Raw genomic sequence first — 14,003 nt, 5'->3', positions numbered from 1 at the left:
GCTTCCACGACGGTGTCCGGGCGCTGGAGGCCGCGGGCGTCACCCGTTTCGTGGAGCTGGGCCCCGACGCGGTGCTGACCGGGCTGGCCCGCGAGTGCCTGGACTCCGAGGAGGCCGTGCTCGCCGCCGCCACCCGGCGCGAGCGCCCCGAGCCGGACACCCTGCTCACCGCGCTGGCCCAACTGCACATCGCCGGCTGCTCGCCCGACTGGGGCACCCTGTTCCCGGGGGCCGCCAGGGTTGACCTGCCCACCACTGCCTTCCAGCGCAGCCGCTTCTGGGTCGAGCTCCCGGCCTCGGTCGGTGACGTCGCCTCCGCCGGCCTGGACTCCACCGAGCACCCGCTGCTCGGCGCGGCCACCATGCTGGCGGACTCGGACGGCGCGGTGCTCACCGGGCGGCTCTCGGTGCGCACCCACCCGTGGCTGGCAGACCACGTGGTCGGCGACCGGGTCGTGGTGCCCGGCACCGCCATGGTCGAACTGGCCATCAGGGCCGGCGACCAGGTCGGCTGCGGCCACCTGGAGGAGCTCACCCTTGAGGTGCCGCTGGTCCTGCCCGAGCAGGACGGCATCCGGGTGCAGGTCACCGTCGGCACCCCCGACGCCGCCGGCAGTCGTACGGTGAGCGTCTACTCGCGCGCCGAGAGCGCGGCCGCCGAAGTCCCGTGGACCCTGCACGCCTCCGGCCTGCTCGGCCAGGCGCCCGCGCGCACGGGTGAACGCCTCACCGAGTGGCCGCCGGCCGGTGCCGAGATGCTGGAGACCGCCGGCCTCTACGAGCGGCACGCCGCCTCAGGCCTGCACTACGGCCCGACCTTCCAGGCCCTGCACGCCGCCTGGCAGCGCGGTGACGAGTTGTTCGCCGAGGTCCGCCTGGCCGATCGCCCGGCCGCCGACGCGGGCCGGTTCGGCCTGCACCCGGCCGCCTTCGACGCCGCACTGCACGCGCTCGCCCTGCTCGGTGACGGCTCCGACGACGAGACCGCCCGCCTGCCCTTCATGTTCTCCGGCGTCTCGCTGCACGCGGTCGGCGCCTCGGTGCTGCGGGTGCGGCTGCTCGCCACCGGAGCGCACTCCTTCGCCGTCGACCTGGCCGACGCCACCGGCGCCCCGGTCGCCTCGGTGACCTCGCTGGCCTCCCGCCCGCTGACCAACCTGCGCCGGCAGCAGGGCCCTTCGAGCGACGCGCTGTTCCGGCTCGGCTGGAGCCCGATCCAACTGGCCGAGACGGCAGACGAGGCCGACTACCGCCTCCTGCACAGCGTGGCGGGCAACGACGCCGAGGCCGTCCGGGCGGCCGTCCACGTGGCGCTGGCCGCGGCACAGGACGAGGACCCACGGCCGCTGATCGTGGTCACCCGCGGCGCGCTCTCGCTCGCCGGGGAGGAGGTGGCCGACCTGGCGGGCGCCGCGGTGTGGGGCCTGCTGCGCTCGGCGCAGTCGGAGAACCCCGACCGTTTCGTGCTGCTGGACCTCGATGCGGACGCCGACGCCGAGGCGCTCGCCGCCTCCGTACTGGCCAGTGGTGAGCCGCAGGTGGCAATCCGCGCCGGCGCGGCCCGCGCCGCCCGGCTGACCGCCGCCGAGCTCACCGCCGAGGCCGCGCCGGAGCTCGACCCCGAGGGCACCGTCCTGCTGACCGGCGCGACCGGGGGCCTCGGCCCGGTGCTCGCCCGGCACCTGGTCACCGCCCTCGGCGCGCGCCACCTGCTGCTGCTCAGCCGGCGCGGCGGCGCGGACGAGCTGACCGCCGAACTCACCGGGCTCGGCGCGCAGGTCACCGTCCGGGCCTGCGACGTGGCCGACCGTGCCGCGCTCGCCGAGGTGCTGGCCGAGATCCCGGCCGAGCATCCGCTCACCGCCGTGGTGCACGCCGCCGGGCTGCTCGACGACGGCGTGGTCGCCTCGCTGACCCCCGAGCGGATCGACGCCGTGCTGCGGCCCAAGGTGGACGGCGCGCTCAACCTGCACGAGCTCACCGCGGACGCGCCGCTGCACGCCTTCGTGCTGTTCTCCTCGGTCGCCGGGCTGGTGGGCGCACCGGGTCAGGGCAACTACGCGGCCGCCAACTCCTTCCTGGACGCGCTGGCCGCCCGGCGCCACGCGCTCGGCCTGCCTGCCCTCTCGCTGGCCTGGGGGCCCTGGGCCCCGGTCGGCGGCATGACCAGCTCCCTGGAGGAGGCCGACCGGGCGAGGATCTCGCGCGGTGGCATGACCGAGCTGTCCGCCGAGGACGGCGTGGCGCTCTTCGACCTGGCCAGGGCCACCGGGCTGGCGGCCCTGGCCCCGGTGCGGCTGAACCTGGCGGCGCTGCGCCGCCAGGGCGCCGCGCTCGCCCCGGTGTTCCGCTCCCTGGTGGGCCGTACGGTGCGCCGCGAGGCGGTGGCGGTCGAGGGTTCGGAGTTCTCCTTCGCCGACCGGATGGCCGAACTCGGCGAGCAGGAACGCGCGGACGCGCTGCTCCAGCTGGTCCGGGGCCAGGTCGCGGCCGTGCTTGGGCACGCCTCCGCGGAGGCGATCGACCCGGGCCGGGCCTTCCAGGACCTCGGCTTCGACTCGCTGGCCGCCGTCGAACTGCGCAACACCCTGACCGCCGAGACCGGCCACCGGCTGCCCGCCACGCTGGTCTTCGACTACCCGTCACCCGAGGCGCTGGCCGGCTACCTGGTCACCCGGTTCAGCGGCGTCAAGTCCGGCCCGCGCAAGGCCGCCCGGGCGAGCGCCGCCCGTACCGACGAGCCGATCGCGATCGTCGGCATGGCCTGCCGCTACCCGGGCGGGGTGACCTCGCCGCAGGAGCTGTGGGACCTGGTGATCGGCGAGAGCGACGCGATCAGCGCCTTCCCGGACAACCGGGGCTGGGACATCGACCGGATCTACGACCCGACCCGCGAGCGCCCCGACACCAGCTACGTCCGCGAGGGTGGGTTCCTGCACGAGGCCGGCGCGTTCGACGCCGGGTTCTTCGGGATCTCGCCGCGTGAGGCGCTGTTGATGGATCCGCAGCAGCGGTTGCTGCTGGAGAGTTCCTGGGAGGCGTTGGAGGGTGCGGGGATCGATCCGGTCTCGCTGAAGGGCAGCCGCACCGGTGTGTTCGCCGGGGTGATGTACCACGACTACTTCGGCGCGTTCGGCAGTGGCAGCATCGTGTCGGGTCGGGTGGCTTACACCCTCGGTCTGGAGGGGCCGACGCTGTCGATCGACACGGCGTGCTCCTCCTCGCTGGTGGCGCTGCACCTGGCGGCGCAGTCGCTGCGCGGCGGCGAGTCCACCCTCGCCCTGGTCGGCGGCGTCGCGGTGATGTCGACCCCGGACCCGTTCGTGGAGTTCAGCCGCCAGGGTGCGCTCGCCCCTGACGCGCAGTGCCGCCCGTTCGCCACCGGCGCCGGCGGCACGGTCTGGGGTGAGGGCGTCGGTGTCCTGGTCCTGGAGCGCCTGTCGGACGCCCGCCGCAACGGGCACCAGGTGCTGGCCGTGGTCCGCGGCACCGCCGTCAACCAGGACGGTGCCTCCAACGGGCTGACCGCGCCCAACGGGCCCTCCCAGCAGCGGGTGATCGAGCAGGCCCTGGCCAACGCCGGGCTGTCGGCGAGCGACGTCGACGTGGTCGAGGCGCACGGCACCGGTACCACGCTGGGCGACCCGATCGAGGCGCAGGCGCTGCTGGCCACCTACGGCCAGGACCGTGGTGGGGACCGACCGCTCTGGTTGGGCTCGATCAAGTCGAACATCGGTCACACCCAGGCGGCGGCCGGTGTGGCCGGCGTGATCAAGATGGTCCAGGCGATGCGCCACGGCGTGCTGCCCAAGACCCTGCACGTGGACGAGCCCTCCACCCACGTGGACTGGTCGGCCGGCGAGGTCCGGCTGCTGACCGAGGCCCGGGCCTGGCCCGAGGTCGAGCGGCCGCGCCGGGCCGGGATCTCCTCCTTCGGGATCAGCGGCACCAACGCCCACACCATCATCGAGGCCGTCACCGAGCAGGTCGCCGAGCAGCCGGAGACGAGCGCGGCGCCGACCGCGGCCCCGTGGTTGCTCTCCGCGAAGTCCCGGGCGGCGCTGCCCGCCCAGGCCGAACGGCTGCTGGCCTTCGTGGACGCCAACCCGCAGCTCGCGCCCGCGGACCTGGCCCACGCACTGGCCACCACCCGTGCCCACTTCGAGCACCGCGCGGCCATCGCCGGCGCGGACCGCGCCGAGCTGCGCGACTCGCTGGCCGCGTTGGCCACCGGGCGCACCGCTCCCGGGCTGGTCGAGGGTACCGCCACCGGCTCCCGCCCGGTCTTCGTCTTCCCGGGCCAGGGCTCCCAGTGGCAGGGCATGGCCACCGAGCTGCTGGCCTCCTCGCCGGTGTTCGCGGCCGCGATGGCCGAGTGCGCCGCCGCCTGTGCGCCGTTCACCGACTGGGACCTGCTGGCCGAGCTGAACGGCCCGCTGGACCGGGTGGACATCGTCCAGCCGCTGCTCTGGGCCGTCATGGTCTCGCTGGCGCGGACCTGGACCTCGTACGGGGTGCGCCCCGCCGCGGTGATCGGGCACTCCCAGGGCGAGATCGCGGCGGCCGTGGTGGCCGGTGCGCTGTCGCTGGAGGACGGCGCCCGGATCGTCACCCTGCGCAGCCAGGCCATCGCCCAGGACCTGTCCGGCGGGGGCGGCATGATGTCGGTCGCGCTGCCCGTCGACCAGGTGGAGGAACGATTGGCGGCCTTCGACGGCCGGCTCTCCGTCGCCGCGCGCAACGGGTCGGGATCGGTCGTGGTCGCCGGCTTCGTGGACGCCCTGGACCTCCTGCAGGCCCAGCTCAAGGACGAGGGCATGCGGGTCAAGCGGCTGCCGGTGGACTACGCCTCGCACTCCGCGCAGGTCGAGGCGATCCGGACCAGGTTGCTGGAGACCCTGGCGGACGTCTCGCCGCTTCCCGCCGAGGTGCCGTTCTACTCGACCGTCACCGGCGGGCTCGTCGACACCACCGAGCTGAACGCCGAATACTGGTACACCAACCTGCGTCAGACCGTGCTCTTCGAGCAGGCCGCCGGGGCCGCGGTCGGCAAGGGCCATGGCGTGTTCATCGAGTGCAGCCCGCACCCGGTGCTCACCGTAGGCCTCCAGGAGACCTTCGACGGCGTGCGGGCGCTGGGCTCGCTGCGCCGCGAGGAGGGCGGCCCGGCCCGGTTCGCCGCCGCGCTCGGCGAGGCCTTCGCGCACGGCGTCGCGGTCGACTGGCGACAGGTCTTCGAGGGTCTGCTCCCGCGCCGCGTCGAGCTGCCGACCTATGCCTTCCAGCACGAGCAGTACTGGCTGGACAGCGTCTCCGGCAACGCCGACGTCACCTCGGCCGGTCTCACCCGGACCGACCATCCGATCCTGAGTGCGGCGATGACCCGTGCCGACACCGACGGCACCGTCCTCACCGGCCGCCTCTCGCTCGGCACCCACCCGTGGCTGGCCGACCACGTGGTCGGCGGGGAGCTGCTGTTCCCCGGCACCGGCTACCTGGAACTGGCCCTCCAGGCCGCCGATCAGGTGGGCCTGGGCCGGGTCGCCGACCTCACCCTCCATGCCCCACTGGTCTTCCCCGAGCACGGTGCGGTGCAGCTGCAGGTCGTGGTCGGCGCGGTGGAGGAGTCCAGCCGCCCGGTCGGCATCTACTCCCGCCCCGAGAGCGAGGCCGACGACGAGCCCTGGATCCGGCACGCCGACGGTGTGCTCGCCCCGGGCGGCGCGCCCGCCGAGCCGGAGCTCACCCTCTGGCCGCCCACCGGCGCCGAGCCGATCGATCTCGACGGGGTGTACGAACAGCTCGCCGAGGCCGGACTCGCCTACGGGCCCGCCTTCCAGGGCCTGCGCGCCGCCTGGCGCCTGGGTCAGGAGGTCTACGCCGAGGTGGCCTTCGCCCAGCAGGTGGACGGCTACGGCCTGCACCCGGCCCTGGCGGACGCCGCCCTGCACACGGTCGGCCTGACCGGTGCCGCCGAGGACGAGGCGCTGTTGCCGTTCGCCTGGTCCGAGGTGCGCCTGCACGCGACCGGCGCCAGGGAACTGCGGGTCCGGGTCAAGCCCTTGGGTCAGAGCGGCGCGGTGGAGCTGACGCTCGCCGACGCCGACGGCGCGCCGGTGGCGAGCGTCGGCTCGCTCGCCCTGCGCCCGATCCCGGCCGAACAGCTCGCCGCCGCCGCCAAGTCGGCGCGGGCGGGCGCGCTCTACCAGGTGGAGTGGATCACCGCGCCGACCCCGGCCGTCGACCCCGCCCACGACCCGGTGGTGCTGCGCAGCCCGGCGGGTACCAGCGCAGACGAGGTTCGGGCAGCCGTGCACACCGTCCTCGACCAGCTGCGCGAGCAACTGGCGGGCGAGGCCACCGTGCTGGTGGCCACCGGCGCCGACCTGGCCGGTGCGGCGGTGGCCGGACTCGTCCGCTCGGCGCAGTCGGAGAACCCCGAGCGGATCGTCCTGGTCGAGCTCGACCAGGACCCGGCCTCCGAAGCGCTGCTGCCCACCGCCTTGGCCGTGGGCGAGCCGCACCTGGCGATCCGGGGCGGCGCCATCCGGCTGCCCCGGCTGGTCCGGGCCGAACCGGCCGGGGCCCAGGAACGGTTGGAGCTCGACCCCGCGGGCACCGTGCTGCTGACCGGCGCGAGCGGCGCACTGGGCACCCTGATCGCCCGACAGCTGGTCACCGAGTGGGGGGTGCGGCACCTACTCCTGCTCAGCCGCCGCGGCGCGGCCCCCGAGCTCGTCACCGAGCTCACCGAACTCGGCGCCGAGGTCACCACCGCCGCCTGCGACGTGGCGGACCGCACGGCGCTGGCCGAGGCGGTGGCGAAGGTCCCGGCGGAGCATCCGCTGACCGCGGTGGTGCACGCGGCCGGGGTGCTCGCCGACGGCGTGCTCTCCTCGCTCACGCCCGAGCGGCTGGATGCCGTGCTGCGCCCCAAGGTGGACGCGGCCTGGTACCTGCACGAGCTGACCGCCGGTCTCGACCTCAAGGCGTTCGTCCTGTTCTCCTCGGCCGCCGCCACCCTCGGCTCGCCGGGGCAGGCCAACTACGCCGCGGCCAACGCCTTCCTGGACGCGCTGGCCGGCCACCGCCGGCGGCTCGGCCTGCCGGGCCAGTCGCTGGCCTGGGGCCTGTGGGCGCAGGCCAGCGGGATGACCGGCACGCTGGACGACACCGACCTGTCCCGGATCTCCCGGGGCGGCGTGGCGGCCCTGGCCACCGATGAGGGATTGGCGCTCTTCGACGAGGCGCTGCACTCCCGGCACCCCGCCGTGCTGCCGATGAAGCTGGAACCGGCCGGACTGCGGGCCCAAGGCGACGTCATGTCACCGCTCTTCCGCGCCCTGGTGCGCTCCCGGCGCCAGGCCGTCTCCGGTCAGCCGGCCGCCGGCGCCGACTCGCTGAGCGGCCGGCTGGCTGCCCTCGCCGAGGCCGAACGCAAGCCCTTCCTGGTGGAGTTGGTGCGCAGCCAAGCCGCCTCGGTGCTCGGGCACCGCTCGGCTGAGGCGGTCGAAGCGCACAAGGCCTTCCGTGAGCTGGGCTTCGACTCGCTGGCCGCGGTCGAGCTGCGCAACGGCCTGGCGGCGGCCACCGCGCTGCGCCTGCCGGCCACCTTGGTGTTCGACTACCCCAACCCCCTCGAACTGGCCGGCTACCTGCTCGACCAGCTGGTCGGCACCCTGGCGGCCGTGCCGGTGCAGGCCGCACCCGCCCGCTCGGAGGAGCCGATCGCGATCATCGGGATGAGCTGCCGCTACCCCGGCGGCGTGAACTCGCCCGAGGATCTGTGGAAGCTGGTCGTCGGCGAGGTGGACGCCATCGGCGAGTTCCCCACCGACCGAGGCTGGGACCTGGAGTCGCTCTACGACCCGACCCTGGACCGCCCCGGCACCAGCTACGCCAAGCACGGCGCGTTCCTGTACGACGCGGGCGACTTCGACGCCGACTTCTTCGGAATGGATCCGGAGGAGGTGCTGGTCACCGACCCGCAGCAGCGGGTCCTGCTGGAGACCGCCTGGGAGGCGCTGGAGCGGGCCGCCATCGACCCGGTCTCGCTGCGCGGCAGCGCGACCGGGGTGTTCGCCGGCGTGATGTACCACGACTACTTCGAGAGCTACGGCTCCGGCAGTGTGGTCTCGGGCCGGGTCGCCTACACGCTCGGCCTGGAGGGGCCGACGCTGACGGTGGACACCGCCTGCTCCTCCTCGCTGGTCGCGTTGCACCTCGCGGTGCAGTCGCTGCGCCAGGGTGACTGCACCCTGGCACTGGCCGGCGGGGTGACGGTGATGGCCACCCCGGGGACCTTCGTCGAGTTCAGCCGGCAGCGCGGCCTGTCGCGCGACGGGCGCTGCCGCCCGTTCGCGGACGCCGCCAACGGCACCGGTTTCGGCGAGGGCGCGGGCGTCCTGCTGCTGGAGCGGCTCTCGGATGCCCGCCGCAACGGCCACCAGGTGCTGGCCGTGGTGCGCGGCACCGCGATGAACCAGGACGGCGCTTCCAACGGCATCACCGCCCCCAACGGTCCCGCCCAGCAGCGGGTGATCCGCCGCGCGCTGGCGGCGGCGGGCGTGCCCGGCGGCGAGGTCGACCTGGTCGAGGCGCACGGCACCGGCACCACGCTGGGCGACCCGATCGAGGCGCAGGCCCTGATCGCGACCTACGGCAGCGAGCACACCGAGGAGCGCCCGCTCTGGCTCGGCTCGATCAAGTCGAACATCGGACACACCCAGGCCGCGGCCGGGGTGGCCGGCGTGATCAAGATGGTGCAGGCGATCCGCCACGGGGTGCTGCCCAAGACCCTGCACGTGGACGAGCCGTCCCGGCACGTCGACTGGACGGACAGCCACGTCCGGCTGCTCACCGAGTCGTTGGCATGGCCCGAGTACGACCACCCGCGCCGGGCCGGGATCTCCTCGTTCGGGATCAGCGGCACCAACGCGCACGTGGTGATCGAGGCCGCGCCCAGCGCTCCCGGTGAGGAGGCTGCCGTGCTGGTGGAGCAGCAGCCGCAGGCTCCGCTGCTGCTCTCGGGCCACAGCCCGCAGGCGCTGCGCGCGCAGGCCGAGCGGCTGTTGAGCCACCTGGGCGAGCGGGCCGAGCTCGATCCGCGCCAGGTCGCGGCGGCGTTGGCGAGTGCCCGCGGCCACCACGCCCACCGGGCGGCGGTGAGCGGCGGTGACTGGGACGAGCTCCTGCGCGGCCTGCGGTCGTTGACCGAGGGCCATGCCTCGCCGAGCGTGGCGCTCGGCACCGCGACAGCGGGTCGCACCGCGTTCCTCTTCTCCGGCCAGGGCTCGCAACTGGTCGGCATGGGCGAGGAGTTGATCGACACGTTCCCGGCCTTCGCGGCCGCCTTCGAGGAGGTGTGCGAGCGGCTGGACCCGCTACTCGACCGGCCGCTGCGCGAGGCGCTGTCCTCGGCCGAGCTGCTGGACCGCACCGAGTACACCCAGCCCGCCCTGTTCGCGCTCGAAGTCGCGCTCTTCAGGCTGCTGGAGTCCTGGGGCATCCGCCCCGACCTGCTGGCCGGGCACTCCATCGGCGAGTTCGCCGCTGCCCACGTGGCCGGGGTCTGGTCGCTGGCGGACGCCGCCCGACTGGTCGCCGCGCGCGGCCGGCTGATGCAGGCGCTGCCCGCCGGCGGCGCGATGGTGGCGATCAAGGCCACCGAGGCCGAGATCGAGCCGCTGCTGACCGAGCGGGTGAGCATCGCGGCGGTCAACGGGCCGAGCTCCGTGGTGATCTCGGGCGAGGCGACGGCGGTGCGCGCGATCGCCGAGCGGTTCGAGCGGACCAGGGAGCTGGCGGTCAGCCACGCCTTCCACTCGCCGCTGATGGAGCCGATGCTCGCCGAGTTCCGCGAGGTCGCCGCCGGGCTGGAGTACCACCCGCCGCGGATCGCCGTCGTCTCCACCCTGACCGGCGCGCAGGCTGCCGCGCAGGAGCTGTGTTCACCGGAGTACTGGGTGCGCCACGTGCGCGAGGCGGTGCGCTTCGCGGACGGCGTGCGGGCGCTGGAGGAGGCCGGTGCGTGCCGGTTCGTCGAGATCGGTCCAGGCGGGGTGCTGACCGCGCTGGCCGCCGAGAACCTCGCCGAGGGTCCGAGCGGTGACGCCGCGCTGATCCCGCTGCTGCGCAAGGACCGGCAGGAGTCGGCGGCGGTGCTCACCGCCCTGGGCGCCTTCCACGTTCACGGCGGCGCGGTGGACTGGGCGCGGCTGCTGCCGGCCGGTGCCGCGGTCGAGTTGCCGACGTACGCCTTCCAGCGCCGCCGGTACTGGATGGCGAGCGAGCCGGCGGGCTACCGGGCGACGGTGGACCACCCGCTGCTGGGCAGCGCCGTGGACCTCGCGGGAGGCGAGGGCACGCTGTTCACCGGACGGCTCTCGTTGCAGAGCCATCCCTGGCTGGCCGATCACGCGGTCGGTGGGGTGGTGCTGCTGCCCGGCACGGCGTTCGTCGAGATGGCGCTGGCGGCCGGCGCGGACCTCGGGGCCGGCGCGGTCGAGGAGCTGACCATCGCCGAACCCCTGCTGCTGCCCGAGCAGGGCACGGTCCGGCTGCAGTGCACCGTGCGTCCGGCCGATGCCGGGACCTGGACGTTCCAGGTCTACTCCCGCACGGCGGACGAGCTGGGGGCACCTCCCGGCCGCCAGGCCGGGGGCCCGTGGACCTTGCACGCCACCGGGTTGCTGCGGGCCGCTTCGGCCCCGGCGCCCGGCACGTCGCAGGCCTGGCCGCCGGTCGGCGCCGAGGCGCTCGACCTGGAGGGGACCTATGAGCGCCTGGCCGAGCTCGGCGCCGAGTACGGCCCGCTGTTCCAGGGGCTGCGGGCCGCCTGGCGGCTGGCTGACGAGGTCTTCGCCGAGGTCGAACTCCCGCTGGAGACCGATCGGTTCGGCATTCATCCGGCACTGTTCGACGCCTCACTGCACGCCATCGGACTGCGGGCGGGTGCGGCGCGCCGGATGAGCCTGCCGTTCGCCTGGAGCGGGGTCGAGCTGTACGCCGTGGGCGCGCGGGCGCTGCGGGTGCGGATCAGCCCGGCCGGCTCGGACGCGGTGCGGATCGAGCTCGCCGACGGGGCCGGTGCCCCGGTGGCCCGGGTGGAGTCGCTGGTGCTGCGCGAGGTCGCGGTGGACCGGCTGGCCTCGGCCGGCGGCAACGACTCGCTCTTCGCCCTGGAGTGGACCGGGCTCACCGGCGGCCCAGTGCCCTCGGGCGGACACTGGGCGGTGCTCGGCACGCACCGGCGGCGGCTGCTGGACGCCCTGGAGGTGCAGGTCGCCACGGTCAGTACGGTCGCCGACCTCGACGAGCTCGCGGCGCTGGCCGACCCGGTGGACGTCCTGGTGCTGCCCTGGGCGGGCGGCGACGATCCGCGGGCGGTCCACGAGGGCCTGGCCGCGCTGCTCGGCCGCCTGCAGTCCTGGCTGGCCGACGATCGGTTCGCGCAGGCGACCGTGGTCGTGGCGACCAGTGGCGCGGTCTCGCCGACCGGTGAGGACGTCACCGACCTGGCCGCTGCGGCGGCCTGGGGGCTGATCCGCACGGCGCAGTCGGAGAATCCCGACCGGATCGTGCTGATCGACCTGGACGACCACGACGCCGACGACGAGGCCGACCCGGGTTGGCACCTGCTGCCGGCCGCCGTCGCCTGCGGCGAGGCGCAGATCGCGGTGCGTTCGGGTGTGCTCAACGTGCCGCGGCTCACCAGGGCGGCGAAGGCCGTACCGGACACCCCCGTCGAGTGGAGCGGCCGGGTGCTGCTCACCGGCGGCACCGGGGCACTGGGCCGCCTGGTGGCCCGTCACCTGGTCACCGAGCACCGGGTGTCGAGCCTGCTGCTGCTCAGCCGGCGCGGCGAGGCGGCGCCCGGCGCCGCCGAGCTGCACGCCGAACTCGCCGGCCTGGGCGCCGAAGTGACCATCCTGGCCTGCGACCTGGCCGACCGGGAGGAGCTGGCCGCAGTGCTGGCGCGCTACCCGGTCTCCGCGGTGGTGCACTCCGCGGGCGTGCTGGACGACGGGACGCTCGCCTCGCTGACGCCCGAGCGGTTGTCCGCCGTGCTGCGACCCAAGGTGGACGCGGCCTGGCACCTGCACGAGCTGACCAAGGACCGACAGCTGTCGGCGTTCGTCCTGTTTTCCTCGGCGGCCGGTCTGCTCGGCAGCCCCGGGCAGGCGAGTTACGCCGCCGCCAACGCGTTCCTCGACGGCCTGGCCCTGCACCGCAGGGCGGTCGGCCTGCCGGCCACCTCGCTGGCCTGGGGCGCGTGGTCGGGCAACGGCGGCATGGCCGACCGGCTCAGCGAGGCCGACAGCCGCCGGATGGCCCAGTCGGGGGTGGGCAGCCTCAGCGAGGAGGCCGGCCTGGCCCTGTTCGACGCCGCGGTCGGCCGGGCGGAAGCCGTCCTGATGCCCGCACGGCTCGACCTGGCCGCCCTGGCCCAGGGCAACCGGGTCCCGCCGCTGCTGAGTCGGCTGGTGCGCTCCTCGTCCGCGCGGCGGGTGGCGCAGGCAGCCTCCACGGCCTCGGCCGCGCTGCGGCGCAGCCTGGCCGGGCTGGTCGGCCAGGAGCGGATCGCGTTCCTGCTCGAGCTGGTCGGCACCCAGGCGGCCGGGGTGCTCGGGGTCACCGAGGTGGCACTGGACCGGGCATTCAGCGAACTCGGCTTCGACTCGCTGACGGCGGTGGAGTTCCGCAACCAGCTCAACGAGGCCACCGGGCTGCGGCTCTCGGCCACGCTGATCTTCGACTACCCGAACCCGAGGGTGCTGGCCCGGCACCTGGAAGCCGAACTGGCCCCGGCCGAGGGCTCGGCCGGCGAAGTGCAGGAGACTGCGGTGCGCCAGGCGCTGGGCGCGATCCCGCTGGCCCGGCTGCGCGACGCCGGCCTGCTGGACAGCCTGCTCGAACTGGCCGGACTCAAGGCGGAGTCCGCCGCCGAGTCGAAGGGCGACGACGGCGAGAGCGGCGAGTCGATCGACACGATGGACATCGAGAGCCTGATGAACCTGGCCCTTGACGACTTCGGTGGACAGGAGGAGCTGTGACAGGGGGTACTCCGGTGGCGAAGAGTGGGAGCAAGGAGCAGCCGCAGAACCCGGGCACCAGGATGGTCGACGCCCTGCGGGCCTCGCTGAAGGAGACCGAACGGCTGCGGGAGCAGAACCGCAAGCTGACCGCGGCCCTGCGCGAGCCGATCGCGATCGTGGGCATGGCCTGCCGCTATCCGGGTGGGGTGACCTCGCCGCAGCAGCTCTGGGAGCTGGTGACCGAGGGCGGGGACGGCATCACGCCGTTCCCCACCGACCGGGGGTGGAACGTCGACCTATACGATCCGCGGCCGGGTCTGGAGGGCAGGTCCTACGTCCGCGAGGGTGGGTTCCTGCACGAGGCCGGCGCGTTCGACGCCGGGTTCTTCGGGATCTCGCCGCGTGAGGCGCTGTTGATGGATCCGCAGCAGCGGTTGCTGCTGGAGAGTTCCTGGGAGGCGTTGGAGGGTGCGGGGATCGATCCGGTCTCGCTGAAGGGCAGCCGCACCGGTGTGTTCGCCGGGGTGATGTACCACGACTACTTCGGCGCGTTCGGCAGTGGCAGCATCGTGTCGGGTCGGGTGGCTTACACCCTCGGTCTGGAGGGGCCGACGCTGTCGATCGACACGGCGTGCTCCTCCTCGCTGGTGGCGCTGCACCTGGCGGCGCAGTCGCTGCGCGGCGGCGAGTCCTCCCTCGCGTTGGCCGGCGGTGTGACGGTGATGGCCTCGCCCGGCACCTTCGTGGAGTTCAGCCGCCAGCGCGGGCTCTCCCCGGACGGCCGCTGCAGGGCGTTCGCGGAGGGCGCGGACGGCACCGGCTTCGCCGAGGGCGTCGGTGTCCTGGTGCTGGAGCGGCTCTCGGACGCCCAGCGCAACGGGCACCAGGTGCTGGCCGTCATCCGTGGCTCCGCGGTGAACCAGGACGGTGCCTCCAACGGGCTGACCGCGCCCAACGGGCCGTCCC

2 protein-coding genes are annotated in these 14,003 nt (G+C 74.5%); both read left to right on the top strand.

Annotated features, from left to right (window positions below):
- A partial coding sequence (locus tag ACWDBE_RS38680; protein ID WP_449810319.1) for an SDR family NAD(P)-dependent oxidoreductase occupies positions 1-13,055 on the top strand: 13,055 nt, incomplete at its 5' end.
- The coding region (locus ACWDBE_RS38675) for a beta-ketoacyl synthase N-terminal-like domain-containing protein (RefSeq protein WP_449810318.1) at positions 13,052-14,003 on the top strand (952 nt) is incomplete at its 3' end. The genes ACWDBE_RS38680 and ACWDBE_RS38675, both read left to right, overlap by 4 nt.

The organism is Kitasatospora sp. NPDC001132, assembly GCF_053598415.1.
The sequence above is the reverse complement of the archived record's forward strand: the minus strand, read 5'-3'. Positions and strand labels throughout refer to the sequence as shown.